The organism is Peribacillus simplex (genome assembly GCF_001578185.1).
Lineage (GTDB): Bacteria > Bacillota > Bacilli > Bacillales > DSM-1321 > Peribacillus > Peribacillus simplex_A.
Genome location: NZ_CP011008.1, coordinates 1,264,861 through 1,282,960 on the forward strand (window position 1 = coordinate 1,264,861; position 18,100 = coordinate 1,282,960).

Genomic DNA, 18,100 nt, shown 5'->3' on the forward strand with positions numbered 1-18,100 from the left:
CCTGCATTTTTTTATTCTTTTTTCAAGAACTTGGCGATCAATGGGTTCAGATTAATTTTATCAATGGCCGGTTTGTATTGACCGTATAAGCCCATCAATGTTTCAACGCTCTCCATCAATTGCATGTAATCAACATTCGATTCCTCTTGTTGGGGTTCACTTTTCCTGCCAAACATCAAATTCGAAAAATGATCATCCTGGTTACTCCGGTTGCTGTGATTGAAGATGTCCACAATAATTCCTCCTTTTCTCCTTTTATTTATAATGTATGTCCCTAAAATCCCTTGGCATAGGCATTTGTCCGACTTCAGTAACGGAATCTTTTATCCTTTCAAACTGTTATCTCTTGCAAGGAGGTGTTTTTTTATATAAAATTAGTACCAGGTAATAATAGATGCTTATAATAACTCATTAAAATATAAGGGGATGGCAAAATGAACGCTGGAATACTAGGGCTTGGCCGCTACTTACCCGATAAAATCGTTACAAATGCGGATTTAGAGAAAATGATGGATACCTCTGACGAGTGGATCCGGACTAGGACAGGTATAGAGGAAAGAAGAATTGCCAATGATGACATTGAAACATCAGATATGGCTTATGAAGCCGCAAAAGCTGCATTGGCAAATGCAAAAATTTCGGCTGAAGAGATAGATTTAATTCTTGTAGCTACTGTTACACCGGATCAGTCGTTTCCTTCTGTCGCGTGTATGATTCAAGAGAAATTGGGAGCGAAAAGTGCAGCTGCAATGGATGTAAGTGCTGCATGCGCGGGTTTTATGTATGCAATGATCACTGCACAGCAGTTCATTAAGACAGGTGCATATAAGCATGTATTGATTGTCGGTGTTGAAAAACTTTCGAAGGTAACCAATTGGGAAGACCGCAATACTGCTGTACTATTTGGTGACGGAGCGGGTGCAGCTGTACTTGGACCTGTTTCGGAAGGCAAAGGGATCCTTGCCTTTGAATTAGGCGCAGATGGAACTGGTGGGAAGCACTTATTACAGGATGGAGATTTCATTCATATGAATGGACGTGAAGTATTTAAATTTGCTGTCCGTCAGATGGGGGAATCCAGCCTAAGTGTGTTGGATAAAGCTGGATTAACAAAAGAAGATGTGGATTTGCTTGTACCGCATCAAGCAAACATACGCATTATGGAATCCTCAAGGGAACGCTTGGGTCTCCCGATTGAAAAAATGACAAAAACGGTTCATAAATATGGAAATACTTCTTCAGCGTCCATTCCAATGGCCCTTGTGGAAGAAATGGAAGCAGGAAGAATCAAGGACAACGACCTAATTATCATGGTCGGTTTTGGTGGTGGCCTTACATGGGGCGCTATCGCTCTTAGATGGGGTAAATAAAAAAAGAAGAAGCAAAACATAAAAGCTTTAAAAAAAGGAAGGAGCCATTTCTAATGACTAATCGTCGTGTAGTTGTAACAGGTATTGGAGCAATATCACCAGTTGGTAATGATGCAGAAACTGGATGGAAGAATATAATCGAGGGGAAATCAGGAATAGGTCCTTTAACTCGTTTGAATGCTGAAGAATTCCCTGTTAAAGTTGCTGCTGAAATCAAGGAGTTTGATATAGAGACATATATTAATCGTAAAGAAGCGCGTAAGATGGACCGTTTTACCCATTATGCAATTGCTGCGTCCGTTATGGCATATAATGATAGTAAGCTGGAAATAACGGATGAAAATGCAGCACGTGTCGGAGTCTGGATCGGTTCGGGTATCGGTGGGTTGGAGACACTTGAGACACAGCATGAAAACTTTTTAAACAGAGGGTATAAGCGGGTGAGCCCATTTTTCGTACCAATGATGATTCCGGACATGGCTGCTGGCCAGGTGTCTATCTTACTGGGTGCTAAAGGAATCAATTCATGTACGGTAACAGCCTGCGCAACAGGAACAAATTCAATTGGTGACGCGTTTAAAGCCATTCAACGGGGCGACGCCGATGTGATGATCACAGGCGGAGCAGAAGCGCCAATCACAAAAATGTCGGTTGCGGGCTTCTGTGCAAATACGGCTTTATCGACCAACCCTGATCCACAAACTGCTAGCCGTCCTTTTGATCTGAATCGTGATGGATTCGTAATCGGGGAAGGTGCAGGGATTATCGTTCTGGAAGATCTGGAACATGCATTGAATAGAGGGGCCAAGATTTATGCTGAAATAGCTGGGTATGGATCAACTGGAGATGCTTTCCATATAACGGCTCCGGCACCTGGTGGGGAAGGCGGGGCAAGGGCGATGAAAATTGCTATTGAGGATGCAGGTTTGAATCCGGAAGACATCCAATATGTGAATGCCCATGGAACGAGTACGCCATACAATGACAAATATGAAACAATGGCAGTCAAAGAAGTCTTTGGCGATCATGCTAATAAACTAGCATTAAGTTCAACTAAGTCCATGACAGGCCATATGTTAGGGGCAGCCGGTGGGGTCGAAGCAATATTCACGATTCAGGCAATCAGGGACAGCATATTGCCTCCAACGATCAATATTGAAACACCAGACCCTGAGTGTGATTTGGACTATGTTCCGAATAAAGCAAGGAAGTGCGAAATTAATGCCGCCATCAGCAATTCACTTGGATTCGGTGGACATAACGCTACTATTCTTTTCAAAAAATATCAATAAATTAAATTGAAGGTAGAGCAGATCTCTTGGGATCTGCTCTTTTTGTGTTATAGAGGTTATGCAAGGGATATAAAAGTGTCAACCGCCTTTTTAAAATCATACGATAGTCTAAAGAAGCGGGGGTGTATAGAAATGGGAGTTATTTTAACTGATGAGTGGATGAAAAAGGATTTCAACCGCCCTGTCCAGATGATGGAAAGACTTAAAAGTACATTCAACAATACCCTTGATGCGAATATGATTTATCATCATTTATTGAAGCATGGTATGTATTCGCCAAATAAAAAAACGAAACTCACATGGGAACATTTAAAAGAAAATAATGCATGGGAAAAAACACAAAGCCTGTTTACTTCTTATAAGAAACTGTGGGGAGGGCCTGATGTTCCCATATATATTTTTCCGCTCATGTCTTCAGGGATGTGGAATAAAATGGTTGAAACGAAGTCAGGATTGGCATTTAAAGATAAACTATTCCTTTTTTACGACAAGGGTATAGCTGAAAAGGAAATGGAGGCCATATTGATTCACGAATATCATCATGTCTGCCGATTACATCATTTGAAAAAGGATCAAAAAGAATTCACTCTTCTTGATACGATGATCATGGAAGGACTGGCGGAAAGAACGGTGGGTAAATATTTAGGAGCAAAATATTTAGCGAAATGGACTAAATTATATCAGGAAGATAAACTGCGAGAATTTTGGAGCAAGCATTTACAAGAAAAGCACACAATAAAACGTACAGATCCTCTTCATGATGTCCTTCTGCTTGGAATGAAAGGATACCCACATATGCTTGGATACTGTAGTGGTTATTACCTAGTGAGAAATTCTGAAAAACTCTCTGTGAAAAAATCATTCATTATTCAATCTGAAGAATTCTTATCGAAAAAGAACTAATTATATACGTTCTTTTTTTCTTAATCTGTTTTCTGGAATAGGAATAAATTGTATGGTTCCTGCCTATACTGATTGACAAACAGAAATTTGTTTAAGTGAGGGATGAATGATGTTATATCTTCATGATGTATGGGTTAACTGGTTTGAAGGAGAAGAAAACGGCTATAATATTTGTCATTTTCATGAATGGAGGAAGGATGATGGGATCGAGCTACTAGATCAAGTTCCTTTGTTGAAAGTGTCATCAACATTGTTCCACTACATAGAAAACGACTTGTCAGAATTACCTAAGCCATTGCTGAATGATGTGTATCAAAAAGCATATGCAAGGAAAAATCATGAACGAATTCAGCTTGACTATTGTTTTATCGTGACTGATGGAAATGGAATTTTAGCTGTTGATACGATAGGTTATCATATTCCGATTAGGAAAAGCAGAATAATTCCCCGGCAGGAACAAATTGTTTATGACATGATAGAAAACCATGATGAGATGGATTACACCTTTACTGAAAAACCTACATCTGAGAAAGAATATCATATTTTATCGCCGTCTCCCTTATTCATGAATGGGTTGACAAGAAAAGAAAGACAGCTTAAGCAATTACTATTCATGGCCATGGACCAATTATTCACGGCGAAAAACACTGCTGAAATCCGCTATTGGTATACAGAATGGGCTCCTGAAAAATATGAAAGCATTCAAGAAATGGATTTTCAGATAGCATGGCTTGAGTTATATGAAGAAATGAAGGAAGGCTGGTCAGAGAAGCACCTTCAACTTTGTGAAAACTTGGTGAAGGGGCAGCCTTTTTTTGAAAAGCTTTGGCAAGTGGAGGCTGGCGATAGCCCATCGATATTATGAACAAAAAAGACGATCCGATGAGGATCGTCTTTTTTTTATCTCTTTCTGCCAAGTCCCATGCCATTATACATTTTTCTAATCATCTTATTGGCTTCAATGTTCGCTTTTTCTGCACCGCGGTCAAGAATTTCATCCAATTCTGGTGAATCGATCAATTCATGATAGCGTTCCTGGATTGGCAGGATTTCTCCAAGAACCACTTCAGCCAAATCACTTTTAAAGTCACCATAACCTTTACCTTCATACATCTCTTCAATTTCTGAATAGGTTTTCCCACTGAAGATGGAGTATATGGACATCAGGTTGGAAACACCGGCTTTGTTTTCCTTATCGTAACGGACAATGCCTTCGGAATCGGTAACAGCGCTCTTGATATTTTTTTCGATTTGCTTCGGATCATCCAATAAGGCAATCGTTGCCTTTTTGTTAGGATCCGATTTGCTCATTTTCTTGGTTGGTTCTTGTAGGGACATGATACGTGCCCCTTCTGTAGGGAGGCTGATTTCCGGGATTTTAAAAATATCATTGTGCTTTCTATTGAACCGTTCAGCCAAATCGCGAGTCAATTCAAGATGCTGTCTTTGATCTTCCCCAACAGGAACTACATCCGTACTATAAAGGAGAATATCGGCTGCCATCAGCGGCGGGTATGTAAGCAATGCTGCAGAGACCCCCTCTTTGCCAGCTGATTTATCTTTAAATTGTGTCATTCGCTCAAGTTCACCAATATAGGAAATACTCTGTAAAATCCAGCCTGCCTGAGCATGCGCAGGTACCTCTGATTGAATGAAGATTGTATTTTTTTCTGGATCGAGGCCAATGGCCAAATATAAAGCGGCCAATGTTTTAATGTTTTTCCTTAATTTAAGGCGATCTTGTGGAACTGTAATTGCATGCTGGTCAACAATACAAAAGAAACATTCATATTCATTTTGTAAGTTAACGAATTGTTTCATGGCTCCGATGTAATTTCCTAAAGTAACGGAACCGGATGGCTGTATGCCGGAGAAAATCCTTTTCAACTGCTAGTCACTCCTCTAAATGCGTTTATTGATAAATGGATATTCGCTCTTCATTATTGTAAGGATAAATAGAAAATGAATCCACTTTCTTTGAAAGAAATGTGCGCCTTGAAAGGGGAACGCTCATTTAAATCTCGTGGAAGGCCGTTTTGTCCTGTATCGATGCCATTCTGAGAATACGAATTGTCCACTATAACTGTATTTTAGCATTTATTCATATTAAATGTATAATCGAAACGGCAATAACGCCACTTGAACGGATTTTCCGTCTGTTTGTATCGATCAATGAAAGCATCAAGGTAAATAAAACCGTTTTATATATTTCACCTTGAGCAGGCGATTTTAGGGAAAGATACATACAAGGGAATACGTGCTGGAAACGTGTTTGCATCCAAGTGTGTTTATTTATGGCAGAGTTTTTTTAATTATTTATAATATATAGGAGTAAAGTTAAATGGTTGTGGTATTAAAGAAAGGGGTCTATTTTTATTTATTGAATATTGATGACTGATGGCGAATGAGGTGGAGGAAATGAAACAAAGAAGTAAATGGTTGATGACAGGTATGTGCATATTCCTGATTCAACAGCCAGTTCATGCACAGGACATGAACGAAACCAGGCAGGTAGCATTAGAAAATAAAGAACTGCCTGTGAATGCACCACGTTTTGTTTTTGATTCGGGGTTGAAATTCGCCTATCCGGATGCTGTGCGTGGAATATATGTGACAGGGCCTGCAGCGGGTGGCAATAAATTGAATGAACTTATTAAATATGTAGATGAAACCGATTTGAATGCGATGGTCATTGATATTAAGGATGATAGGGGGAACGTAACGTATAAGACCAAAAATCCCGATTCTCCATATGCCGGGATTGGTAAAGACTACATAAAGAATCCTAAGGCAATGCTGAAAAAATTTGAGGATAAGCAGATTTATCCGATTGCAAGGGTAGTTGTCTTTAAAGACTCACTTCTGGCTAAAGAGAAGCCTGAATTGTCATTTTTAGATGGGGAAGAGGTATGGAAGAATGGTCGAGGTGAAGCCTTCGTTAACCCATTCTTAAAAGAGGTTTGGGATTATAATGTCGGTATTGCCATTGAAGCGGCAAAAATGGGTTTTAAAGAAATTCAATTTGACTATGTCCGTTTTCCCGAAGGATTCGAAAATAAAGAAAATGATTTGAAATATGATATCGGTGAATATGATGAAGCGAAAGTGAGTCATACAGCTAAAAGGGTTCAGGCAGTGACGGACTTTGTAAGTTATGCGAAGAAACAACTGGAGCCATATGGTGTGGAAGTGTCGGTGGATATTTTTGGATATGCGGCTACGTTACCTGAAGCTCCCGGAATTGGACAGAACTTCACTAAAATCTCTGAGAACGTGGATGTAATTTCCTCAATGATCTATCCAAGTCATTGGACATCTTATTTTGGTATCGATAAGCCTGATTTGGAGCCCTATAATCTCGTTAAGGAATATGCGAAATTGGAAAATGGGAAGCTGAAGGAATTAAAAACCCCGCCAACTTCAAGACCTTGGCTTCAAGATTTTACTGCTTCGTATTTAGGAGAAGGGAATTACCAAAGGTATGGCAAGAAAGAAGTGGAAGCCCAAATAAAAGCGTTAAATGATAATGGGATTGATGAATATTTATTATGGAATGCAGCAAATCGATATACAAAGGGAGTGGATTATACCCCATGAAAAAAAGGGGATGGCCTTAAGGGATATCCTTCCGGTCATCCAATTTCTTTCTAAAATTACCGCTTTTTATTCCCGCCAACTTGATTCCACCCTGACTGAATTCGTCTCGATTGATCGAAAATATGAGAGTGACGTTTCCCTCCAAACCATTTTTCGCCGATACCATTCGTCACAACGCCATTCACGGCAGTGATGCCAATAACGCAAGCTGCGACTAAAACAAAGTCAATAAAGTAACTGAACATCCAACCCCCCCAATATTGTTTTAAAGCTATTTAAGTTCCATTGTAGTGGATAAGAGAAAATCTGGAAAGAATAAACTAGCAAAAGAGGAGATTAAATCATGAATTGGTATGAAAAACTAAACCAGTATTTCCCCATTGAAGAAATGAAGTCTAAAGAACATATTGAAGTTCTCTTAGAAGATAAGCAGGAAATATATATAAAGGATGAAGGTCCCGACCATGTTTTATTGTATGTGGAAGGGGAAGAGTTTATATTCGTTGATTACCTATTTGTATCAAAGAAATCAAGGGGGCAGGGATTAGGAAGGAAATTGATCCAGAAATTGCAAAAAAAGCAGAAAACGATTTTGCTGGAAGTCGAACCAGTTCAAGAAAATGATGATGATACATTTAAAAGGCTGAGATTTTATAAAAGGGAAGGATTCAAGCATGCTTCTTCGATTTCCTACAGCAGAAAATCGCTTGCCACCAAAGAGAATACTCCAATGGAAATCTTATATTGGCCGGCAAATCCATCTGTTGAAGAAGAAGACGTTTTTGATTTCATGAAAGAGATTTATTCTGAAATCCATACCTACAAAGATGACGACCTTTATGGAAAGTCTTATCAGGATGTAGAGGATGTACTAAGCTTGAATGCTGGTCAGGAAACGGATATTTTTAAAGAGATGGAAGTCTGAGAAAGAGGGCCGGTTTTGCGGCCCTTTCATTTTGTCGATAAGTTCGGAAGTGTCTTACCCCGAACCGTAATTTTAAAACAAGACTTGGTTATCCTTCATGTATTTTTGCGCTTGAAATTTGCGACACTCCTGTCGAATAACTGGCTTGCCGAGACCCCGCAGATGCTTGCTTTGATGAGGCTTGGCAGACAGTCGGCAGGAGCGAATTTCTGAAATCAACTGGAACCTTTAAAGAAAAAAACAGAGGAAACTGGCTTTTTTTCGAATATGCTACAGTATGAAAGTGCCGGTTGTTCACCTGTACATTGAAGGAAAATGAATATCTATAACTTCTGGATGGTAGATTGTTCCCTACTTGCCGATTCTTTTGAATTCCCTTATTCACTTTTGGTATTATATGTGCTAAAAGAATGGTTTTTCTTGTAAAAGGAGGAATTTGCTTTTTATTAAAGAAAATATATTAACATGATCTTGTTTATTGACAAGGATTGGGGGTAAATAAAAGTAACGAGCAAATTGACAAAATCATGAGGGCTGAATTGAGAGTTAAATGAGAATGGTAGGTAGGTATTTTCAATTAGAAAAAGTGATTTCAATGTATTACATAAAAAAACGAAATAGCTATAGTACAGGCTAAACAAGAAGTTTAAAAGGATTTTTTCAAATATCAAAAAGGGTATTCATTTTAAATGAATTAGTGTATAATAAACAATATGAAATACTTATTTAAAATTATTTCAAATTAGAGTGGTACTTATGAATACTAATAGTAGATTTCCCCTCATAGATCACCGATTCTATATTTAGGGAGTGTGAGTAAACATGGTAACATTATATACATCACCTAGTTGTACTTCATGCAGAAAAGCAAAAGCATGGTTAGAGGAACATGAGATTGGATATAAAGAAAGAAACATTTTTTCTGAACCGTTGTCAATTGATGAAATTAAAGAAATTCTTCGAATGACAGAAGATGGGACCGATGAAATCATTTCAACACGGTCTAAAACTTTCCAAAAGTTAAACGTAAATTTAGAGAGCCTGCCTCTTCAAGAATTATATAAATTGATCAAGGAAAACCCGGGATTGTTGAGACGTCCAATTATCCTTGACGAGAAACGGCTTCAAGTAGGTTATAACGAAGATGAGATAAGACGCTTTTTACCACGTAAAGTCCGAACCTTCCAGTTACGGGAAGCGCAACGTATGGTCAACTAATAATGTCTTTCAAGCTCTGCCAGGAATTGTGCAGGGCTTTTTCTTTATACAAAACCGATTTTTCGTCCAATTTTAGATCCATGGGCGACAGGGATGTTTGGCATCTCAAGCAAGTCCCTATAGCCGGTCATCATTTAAAGATAAAATAAGAATGCAATTAACCATCGCATGTATATAATAAGGCATAAACGGCGGTAAGATTAAAATTAAAGCATGCATTGTGATAGTTGCATACGGATGAATTATTTTATAGAATGAATGGAATATTAGGCAAACAATTGTTTTTTAGATAAGTAATGTTTTTTATTTCCCTTCTTCAAGGTTTTGTCATAAAATGATGTAAAATAGTATGCTTTAATGACTATCATGATTTACAGTATTCACTTACGGGTAAAGAGCTTTTAAGAGCAATTTTCGCTTGGGGGTTATTATCCCTTCAAAATGAGAAAGGAAGGGAGAGGGGAATCATGGAAATCGAACGAATTAATGACGATACAGTTAAATTTTATATTTCCTATATAGATATTGAGGAAAGAGGCTTCGATCGCGAAGAGATTTGGTACAGTCGTGAGAGAAGTGAGGAACTTTTTTGGGAAATGATGGATGAAGTGCATCAAGAAGAAGAATTCATGATTGAAGGACCTTTATGGATTCAAGTTCAAGCCCTTGAAAAAGGCTTGGAGGTTTTGGTCACAAAAGCCCAGCTTGCCAAAGATGGTCAGAAACTCGAGCTGCCTCTTTCAGATGATAAGTTTAAGGAATTGAATGTATCAGATAAGATGGATACCCTTCTTGATCAACATTTTCATGGTAAGGATGAAGAAAGCGGTATAACATTCGAGGATGGTATGATTGAATTCATCACGACATTCGAGGATTTTGAAGATGTCATTTCATTAAGCAAGCGTCATGGCTTGGATGACTGGACGACAAAACTTTATGTTTATCAAAATAAATATTATCTTTATATCGAGTTTTCCGAGGCGGAAATTGACGAGGAAGAAATCGATAATGTGTTAAGCCTCTTATTGGAATATAGTCAGGAGTCACCAATAACGGTGCACATGCTTGAAGAGTACGGGAAAATAGTCATCGAAAATGATGTATTCACAACGGTCGATAAATATTTCGCATAGACTGTTGAGGCCGATTTCAGTAGAAATCGGCCTTTTCGTCCAAGAATAAATGTTTTTACCTTAAGCAGGGAGGTTTTTAAATGTGCCTGTGTTTGTTAATTGGAGGTAGTCCAGGTGAAGAATATAGTTGGCATAAGTCTGCTAATTCTCTTGTTGGTCGGCCCTTGGTATTTTCTGACAAGTGAAGTCGATGGTAGGCTGATTTTTTATTCTAGCCTTATAATGACCCTGTTCTTGGTGATAATTGGATCCATCATTTTCCTGGAAAATCGGGATCCCATCCAGACCATAACATGGCTTCTTATGTTTGGCGCTTTCCCATTCATCGGTTTCATTTTTTACTTTTTGTTTGGCCGTAATTTTCGGAAAGAGAGGATATTTCGCAAGAAGTACTTTTTGGATAAGCAAAGTTTCGTGAAAATAAGCGGAGAAGCGGAATATAATGATCGAATTAAGGAAATGGGAGAAAACTCACAGCAGTTATTCACGCTTGCAAATAGGCTAGGGAATAGTCCTATTTCATTTACGACTGAAACCCGGATTTTAAGGAATGGTAAGGAGACTTTTTCCAATATCATCGAAGAATTAAAAAAAGCCAGACATCATATTCATTTAGAATATTATATAGTTAGGGATGACCGCATTGGCGGTGTTCTAAAAGATGTCTTGATACAAAAAGTAAAAGAAGGGGTAGTGGTCCGTTTTCTCTATGATGCGGTTGGTTCTTGGAAGTTAGCTCGCTCCTATATCGATGAACTGAAGAATGCTGGAGTCGAAATGGTAGCCTTTGGTCCGTTGCAGCTCCCTTTATTAAATAATAAATTCAACTTTCGTAACCACCGTAAAATAATTGTGATAGATGGCTCTGTCGGTTTCATGGGTGGCCTCAATATTGGGGATGAATATCTGGGACATGATCCGAAATTCGGTTTCTGGCGTGATACGCATCTTCTCGTAAAGGGGGAAGCGGTCAGGACTCTACAGCTCATATTTCTGCAGGATTGGTATTATAGCACCAATAATAGCTTTTTAACGGATGAATACCTCCTGACCGGCATGCCGATCCATGATGGGCATGGCGGAGTTCAATTGATTGGCGGAGGGCCGGATAGTGAGTGGACGATCATTAAGAGCATTTTTTTTAAGATGATTACTTCAGCAGAAAAGTCTGTCTGGATTGCATCTCCCTATTTCGTTCCTGACGACGATATCCTTCAAGCATTGAAGGTAGCTGCTTTAAGTGGTTTGGATGTCAGGCTGCTCGTCCCAAAGAACCCCGATAAGCGAATTGTATTTCATGCTTCGAGAACCTATTTTCCCGAATTGCTTACTTCGGGAGTTCGTATATTCCAATATAATGAAGGCTTCATGCATAGTAAAATCATCATCGTTGATGACCAAATGGCCTCAATTGGGACAACCAATATGGATATGAGAAGCTTTCACTTGAATTTCGAAGTCAATGCCTTTCTCTACCGGACGGAAAGTACACAACAGCTGGTAAATGATTTTTTGGAAGATATAAAGGTATCCCAAGAAGTGGAAATCAATGCGTTTTCCAAACGGAATTTTGGATTGAAAGTGTTGGAATCCACTTGCCGATTGCTTTCCCCCCTTCTTTAGATATTACTTTTCCTTTATGCCGATCAGGCATTTTTTTTTTGAAAATTAAAAGGAATCCATTGCTATGCAAGCGAATGTAGTGGTGAGGAGGAGATGTATGTTAACTGCGATAAAGAGTGATGGGACTTGGATTACCCTTCCTGAAAAGATACCGGCAAACTTGCTTGCTGAATGGAGAAAGTCAACAGATTATTATTGTCCCTGCTGCAAGACGGAAATGTCGATTAAAGCAGGAAACGTCAGGGTCCCGCATTTCGCCCATAAAAATAATTCTTCATGCCGTGCTTCTTCAGAACCGGAATCCGCCTATCATTTAATGGGAAAAAGAAAATTGTTTCAGTGGTTTTCATCACACGGTTATCAAGTGGATCTAGAAGCCTACCTGCCCGAAATCAAGAAAAGGGCTGATATCTTAGCTACGATAGGAGGTAATCGCTATGCAATAGAATTTCAATGCTCAGTTATTCCGGAGATTGAATTCATTGAACGGACAAGAGCCTATCAAAGCGTAGGCATCATGCCAATTTGGATCCTCGCTGCAAAACGCCTAAAAAGGAAAAGCATGTATGAATTCAGTTTATCCGGATTTCAATGGCTCTTCGTCACCGGCAGTTGCCACCATCCGTTTCTTTGGATGTATTGTCCGGAAACTAATCATTTATCAGTATTGAAGAACCTCACTCCTTTTACCCCTAGAACCGTCTTTGCCGAATTGACGACTGCTTCTTTAACGCTCCTACCCCCTAGTCGGGCATTGCCCCAAAACTGCTTCCGTTTCCCTTTTCTGCCTGCGTGGAGAAACAAACGAAAAGACTGGACCCTTCATCGTGTGAAAACTGCACGGAGAAGCGATCCTTTTTTCGAAGGGCTCTATTTACATCATATTACACCTGCGGCAATTCCCATTGAAGTGGGTGTTCCCGTCAGAGGGATGCTGTTGATTGAAACTTCCCCGATTGAATGGCAGGCATGGTTTTACATGGATGTGTTTCAAGAGAAAAAACCTGGGGAAAAGATTTCTATGGCTGATATTATCCACTTTTTTAAGAAGCGCTCAAAAAAGGGGGAAATAAAGTTCAGACCGTTACCATTGCTTCATGAAAAACCCGTGGAATATCCTTTAGATCAATATATCAAGCTATTAGAGAAATTGGGTTACATTTTAAAGGAGGAAGAGGGGGTATTTAAAGTTGAAAAGGCATTTTCCATTCCCTTCACCAGTGACCACGGTCAAATGATGGAAAAAAATTTCTATGATAAGCATAAATTGATGATGGAAAAGGGGAATATCCAGTATAATCGGGGATAACATCTCTATTTATCTTGAATTCAGATGAATTGGCAGGATTATTTTTGTTAATGGAGAAATAGTAATAGGAACGAGGATTTAAAATCTTTAAGGAAGCATGAAGCTGTTTGAAGCATTGGTCCGGTTTGGTGATTGTTAGCTGAATGGCGAGTTTTCTATAGAATGGAGAGGAATTTTAATGGCACAAGAAACAAAAGTGAATGCATTACCCTCAAGAAGTGAAATAGCTGCGGAAGATACATGGAGACTGGAAGATATCTTCGCCACCGAAGAAGATTGGGAAGCTGCTTTCAAAGCAGTAAAAGAAGATCTCAAGAAAGCGGAGGGACATAAAGGGACTTTGGGCGAAAGCGCAGAAAAGTTATTTTCGGCTCTTCAACTCCAAGATGAAGTATTTGAGAAGCTAGGGAAAGTTTATTCTTATTCACATATGCGCAATGACCAAGATACAACCAATCCTTTTTATCAAGGGATGGAAGATCGGGCAAAAGCTTTATACGCCCAGGCAGCGGCTGCGTTTTCATATATGGTTCCTGAGCTATTGAGTATTGACGAAGGCAAAGTGGAAGGGTTTTTGGAAGAAAAAGAAGAATTGAAATTATATAAACATTCATTAGAGGAAATCAATCTTCAGAGACCCCATATCCTATCTGCCGAGCAGGAAGAATTATTGGCACAAGCTTCAGAAGTACTCGATGCATCAGGCAATACTTTCGGTATGCTTAACAATGCTGATTTGAAATTCCCGACCATCAAGGATGAAGAGGGAAATGAAGTGGAAATAACTCATGGAAGGTATATCAGTTTTCTTGAGAGTGAAGATCGCCGTGTACGTGAGGAGGCATTTAAAGGGGTATACAGCAAGTATGGTGAGTTCCGTAATACATTTGCTTCAACCCTGTCAGGTGAGGTGAAAAACCATAATTTCAATGCCACAGTCCGAAAATATGATTCAGCACGCCAAGCGGCGTTAAGCAGCAATAACATTCCGGAGACAGTATACGATAATCTCGTTAAAACAGTCAATGACAGCTTGCCGTTACTGCACCGTTATCTTGATTTACGTAAAAAAGTACTAGGATTGGAAGAACTTCATATGTATGATCTATTCACTCCGCTTGTTAAAGAAGTGAAGATGGAAGTGACATATGAGGAGGCCAAAGATTATGTCCTAAAGGGGCTTGCTCCGCTTGGGGAGGACTATTTGAATGTTTTGAAAGAGGGATTTGAAAACCGTTGGGTCGATGTGCATGAAAACAAAGGGAAACGAAGCGGTGCCTATTCTTCTGGTACATACGGGACGAATCCATATATTTTAATGAACTGGCAAAATAACGTCAATAACTTATTCACGCTCGTTCATGAGTTCGGGCATTCGGTCCATAGCTACTATACGCGTAAATATCAGCCTTACCCATACGGTAATTATTCTATATTCGTAGCGGAAGTTGCCTCGACTTGTAATGAAAACCTGCTGAATGATTACTTACTAAATAAAATCGAGGATGAAAAGAAGCGCATCTATTTATTGAATCATTATCTAGAAGGTTTCCGTGGAACATTGTTCCGCCAAACGATGTTTGCGGAGTTTGAACATTCCATACATTTAAAAGCTCAAAATGGGGAAGCGTTGACAGCCGATATGTTAACTAAGGAATATTATGAGCTGAACAAGAAATACTTTGGTGAGAATGTGACAATTGATGAAGAAATCGGTTTGGAATGGGCACGTATTCCACATTTCTACTATAATTACTATGTTTATCAATATGCGACTGGAATAAGTGCAGCAACAGCATTAAGCAAGCAAATCCTTGAAGAAGGAGAGCCCGCTGTCAAAAGGTATCTGGAGTTCCTGAAATCAGGAAGTTCTGATTATCCGATTGAAGTACTAAAAAAGGCAGGGGTCGATATGACAAAAGCCGAGCCTGTACAAGAAGCCATGAATGTATTCGAAGAGAAATTAAATGAGTTGGAAGAGCTTTTGAATAAATAGGATTCGAAAGGGACCCGAGCGGCTGAACTGCACCCCAATTGTTAGACACCATCTAACAATTGGGGTGCTATTTTTTATGACAAAATATTCATTAGAGTTATAATTAAAAGCTGTCCTTGCTTATTTAGAAGGAGTTGACTCATTTAGATCTGTCGCCAACCAATTTAATGCCAATTATGATATGAAGATGGATGTAGTACAACATATGAACGATTTTGGAGTGACTAATACCCAAGTGGCTGCTGTGTATATATTGCTTCTCCCTCTACTATGGTTAAGTGGCTAAAGCAATTTGAGGAGAACGGGGTTGACGATCTTGAACCGAATAAAAAGGGGCGTCCATCCATGAAAAAAGAAACGAAGAAAATACCAGTAGAAGGATTCATTAGAGGGTTTACAGGCTGAAATGAACGTTGACGTCCAGAGAATGCATATTTAGTTGAGAGCCTTAGTTCAAGAACCCGGTAAATTACCGGGTTCTTGCCCCTCAAGACTGCCTAGGGTTTACTTCAGTTTTGGTCCCTTTTTCTCTTATATGAATATCCGTTATAATCCTTTAAAACGATTTCTTTGATTTACGCTGTGAAGAATAATGAAGAAAACAAAAAATAAAATTGGGGAGGTGAAATACAGAGGAATGAGGTGCATGATACCGAGTAGCTGGACGAATAGCGACCCTATTAAGAGTATGAGTAGAATAAAGCCTTTCAATTTGGTCACCTCCAACCTGACAGCAGTATATGATCATCTGCTCCTTTATTAGATTTTATGTTTTAGAATAAGCAGTATTCTAAGAATATGACAATAATGTGAAAATGCGCACAAAGTTCTTGCAATTAATGTGTATAATCTGATATAGTACAGATAAGAAGTTATCACATCCCAAACATATACCCCTTTGTTTGTTCGTCGTGAAATTTCTCCCATCCCCTTTTTCGTATAAATAGATGAAAACCCCAACAAATTTCGCGATTTGCTGGGGTTTTTTCATGTTGTTGAAGTGAAATGAGGCCAGTTGTAAAAAAAGTGACAAATGTTAGAAAAGGATATGCATTAAAATGTGATGTTTTTCACAATTTAATGCATATCCTTACATATCAGAAATCAATCAGAAAGAAGGTAGCAATAAATCTTTAAATTAAAAAGACGCTCTTTTTTTACAATACACCTAAAGGATAATGATAATAGAAAAGTATATATTATGAACAATTTGTGAAAAGTAATACATATAGTTGAAACATAAATGGATTATCTGTTATATTATTTATTGTGAAATAAATCACAAACAAACATTTACCCCTTTGTTTGATCGTGAAAAAAATTTCTCCCATCCCCTTATTTCTTATAATAAAAACCATGCAATCATTTGATTTGCATGGTTTTTCCCTTTTTTTTGAATAGCAAAGAAGCAGTCAAAATCATTACTGCTTCTTTGTATATCTCCAAAACGTCCCGTATTTAGCCGGAATTTTTTCTGCCAACTGTTTTAAAACAAGTTTCTTCATTTCCAACTCGACGTTATTCTTATTCATATTATAAACCGTTTCGATTTCCTTGGTGGCCACCAGTTTGAAACAGCTTAAAAACTCTTCGATAGAGGGTGGTTTTGCAGGGGCGGGAAGACCATTAAGCATATCTTCTAAAATTTGAACATATACCTCGTAAGAATAGACACCCGAAACCTTTATTCCCTCTTCTTCAATATTTTGATTGAAAAAGACAAGGGAAGGTATTTCAGTCACTTCCATTTCGCTGGTTATTTTCAAGTCACATTGAAAACCTTTGGCTGCACTGGAAGAATTGATGTCATCAAGGAATTCCTCCACATCCAGTTCAACCGTTTTGGCACACTCGGTCAAGACCTCGATATTGGATATATCCTTTTTCCCAATGAATACATATTCTTGAAGCTGCCTTAAAAAGCGAATGGCCAATTTACGGCCCTGCAATTCCGCTGCTTTTATTGCGATGGAAGCTGTATATGGAGAAGAGATTGGGTTTTCAGACCAAAGGCTACCATCACAGGACATTCCCGAGCGGCTGGCTGTCTTTTCCCAAACATGAGCAAGGTTTTCATAATTTTTATTTTTCCCCATATTAAGAGAATCGATTTTACCGCTTAAAACATGGCGTAAACTGAATAATTGGCCATATTCTATCTGTAATTTTCTAATAATTGGTTCTAAGCCCCAGCATTCGGGACAAAGCGGATCAACAAAAACATAAATTTCAATTGGCTTTTTTCCTATATCATAGCAATGCTGCGTCTTGATCCAATCGGAAATATTGAAAACTGGTTTATGTGCGCTCAACTGTCTTCTCCTTTCCCATCAGTACCGGATGTATTGATCATATGCTGTGCCGTCAAAAAAAGGCGGTGATAGAAAAACTCTCTTATTTCACCCTCAAGGCCCACTTCGTCCATAGCTTGATACATGCATGAGAGCCATGCCTTCGCTCGTTCTGGCGTAATTTCAAAAGGTATATGTCGAGCCCGCAACATAGGATGGCCATGTTCTTCAGTATATAAAGAGGGACCACCTAAATATTGAGTCATAAATTGTTTTTGTTTACGGACCGTTTCTGTTAAATCGTCAGGGAAAATCGGCAGTAGATCCGGGTGTTGACTAACGTTGGAGTAAAACACATCAATTAACCTGTGTAATTGCCCTTCTCCAATTAATTCATATGGTGTAGGGTTCCCTTGCATCATGTTGATTACTCCTTTTAT

At 38.8% G+C, this 18,100-nt stretch carries 16 protein-coding genes; 11 read left to right on the plus strand and 5 right to left on the minus strand.

Annotation, left to right across the window (positions count from 1 at the left end):
- Positions 1-11: 11 nt before the first annotated feature.
- Positions 12-233 carry a hypothetical protein gene (locus tag UP17_RS05940; RefSeq protein ID WP_061462092.1) on the minus strand — a complete coding sequence of 74 codons (222 nt, stop codon included), beginning with the start codon at positions 231-233 and terminating at the stop codon, positions 12-14.
- Between the two features lie 201 nt (positions 234-434).
- Between UP17_RS05940 and UP17_RS05945 the strand changes: the two genes are divergently transcribed.
- From UP17_RS05945 to UP17_RS05960, 4 genes are all read left to right on the plus strand, one after another.
- A complete protein-coding gene (locus UP17_RS05945) occupies positions 435-1,370 on the plus strand; it encodes a beta-ketoacyl-ACP synthase III (RefSeq protein WP_061462093.1) in 936 nt (311 codons plus the stop codon).
- Between the two features lie 53 nt (positions 1,371-1,423).
- Positions 1,424-2,662, plus strand: coding sequence for a beta-ketoacyl-ACP synthase II (fabF, locus tag UP17_RS05950; protein ID WP_061462094.1), 1,239 nt, complete (start codon positions 1,424-1,426; stop codon positions 2,660-2,662).
- A gap of 132 nt (positions 2,663-2,794) precedes the next feature.
- Positions 2,795-3,565, plus strand: coding sequence for a DUF2268 domain-containing putative Zn-dependent protease (locus tag UP17_RS05955; RefSeq protein ID WP_061462095.1), 771 nt, complete (start codon positions 2,795-2,797; stop codon positions 3,563-3,565).
- A gap of 109 nt (positions 3,566-3,674) precedes the next feature.
- Positions 3,675-4,430, plus strand: coding sequence for a YjbA family protein (locus tag UP17_RS05960; RefSeq protein WP_034314514.1), 756 nt, complete (start codon positions 3,675-3,677; stop codon positions 4,428-4,430).
- A 35-nt stretch (positions 4,431-4,465) separates the two neighbouring features.
- Here the strand turns inward: UP17_RS05960 and trpS are convergent, their stop codons facing one another.
- Positions 4,466-5,452: a tryptophan--tRNA ligase gene (gene trpS / locus UP17_RS05965; protein ID WP_061462096.1), complete on the minus strand. Its 987-nt coding sequence runs from the start codon at positions 5,450-5,452 to the stop codon at positions 4,466-4,468.
- 531 nt (positions 5,453-5,983) lie between these two features.
- On the opposite strand from trpS, the gene UP17_RS05970 reads away from it, so the two are divergent.
- The gene (locus tag UP17_RS05970; RefSeq protein ID WP_081108981.1) at positions 5,984-7,162 is read left to right on the plus strand and encodes a putative glycoside hydrolase; all 1,179 of its coding nucleotides are present in this window, start codon (positions 5,984-5,986) and stop codon (positions 7,160-7,162) included.
- 56 nt (positions 7,163-7,218) lie between these two features.
- Here the strand turns inward: UP17_RS05970 and UP17_RS05975 are convergent, their stop codons facing one another.
- The gene (locus UP17_RS05975) at positions 7,219-7,407 is read right to left on the minus strand and encodes a hypothetical protein (RefSeq protein WP_061462097.1); all 189 of its coding nucleotides are present in this window, start codon (positions 7,405-7,407) and stop codon (positions 7,219-7,221) included.
- Positions 7,408-7,505: 98 nt separating this feature from the next.
- On the opposite strand from UP17_RS05975, the gene UP17_RS05980 reads away from it, so the two are divergent.
- From UP17_RS05980 to pepF, 6 genes are all read left to right on the plus strand, one after another.
- On the plus strand, positions 7,506-8,087 hold the full coding sequence (locus UP17_RS05980; RefSeq protein ID WP_061462098.1) for a GNAT family N-acetyltransferase: 582 nt from the start codon (positions 7,506-7,508) through the stop codon (positions 8,085-8,087).
- 822 nt (positions 8,088-8,909) lie between these two features.
- Positions 8,910-9,305 (plus strand): transcriptional regulator SpxA, encoded by a 396-nt coding sequence (gene spxA / locus UP17_RS05990; protein ID WP_061462100.1) that lies wholly within the window; start codon positions 8,910-8,912, stop codon positions 9,303-9,305.
- Between the two features lie 467 nt (positions 9,306-9,772).
- The gene (gene mecA / locus UP17_RS05995) at positions 9,773-10,441 is read left to right on the plus strand and encodes an adaptor protein MecA (RefSeq protein WP_061462101.1); all 669 of its coding nucleotides are present in this window, start codon (positions 9,773-9,775) and stop codon (positions 10,439-10,441) included.
- Between the two features lie 114 nt (positions 10,442-10,555).
- On the plus strand, positions 10,556-12,064 hold the full coding sequence (gene cls, locus UP17_RS06000; protein WP_061462102.1) for a cardiolipin synthase: 1,509 nt from the start codon (positions 10,556-10,558) through the stop codon (positions 12,062-12,064).
- 97 nt (positions 12,065-12,161) lie between these two features.
- Positions 12,162-13,373: a competence protein CoiA gene (locus tag UP17_RS06005; protein WP_061462103.1), complete on the plus strand. Its 1,212-nt coding sequence runs from the start codon at positions 12,162-12,164 to the stop codon at positions 13,371-13,373.
- 178 nt (positions 13,374-13,551) lie between these two features.
- Positions 13,552-15,369 carry an oligoendopeptidase F gene (gene pepF, locus UP17_RS06010; protein WP_061462104.1) on the plus strand — a complete coding sequence of 606 codons (1,818 nt, stop codon included), beginning with the start codon at positions 13,552-13,554 and terminating at the stop codon, positions 15,367-15,369.
- 1,421 nt (positions 15,370-16,790) lie between these two features.
- On the opposite strand, the gene UP17_RS06015 is transcribed toward pepF, so the two are convergent.
- Both UP17_RS06015 and UP17_RS06020 read right to left on the minus strand, forming a co-directional pair.
- Positions 16,791-17,681 (minus strand): ClpXP adapter SpxH family protein, encoded by an 891-nt coding sequence (locus UP17_RS06015; protein ID WP_081108725.1) that lies wholly within the window; start codon positions 17,679-17,681, stop codon positions 16,791-16,793.
- Positions 17,678-18,082 (minus strand): globin domain-containing protein, encoded by a 405-nt coding sequence (locus UP17_RS06020; RefSeq protein ID WP_061462105.1) that lies wholly within the window; start codon positions 18,080-18,082, stop codon positions 17,678-17,680. Before UP17_RS06020 ends, UP17_RS06015 begins: the two co-directional genes overlap by 4 nt.
- Positions 18,083-18,100: the final 18 nt, after the last annotated feature.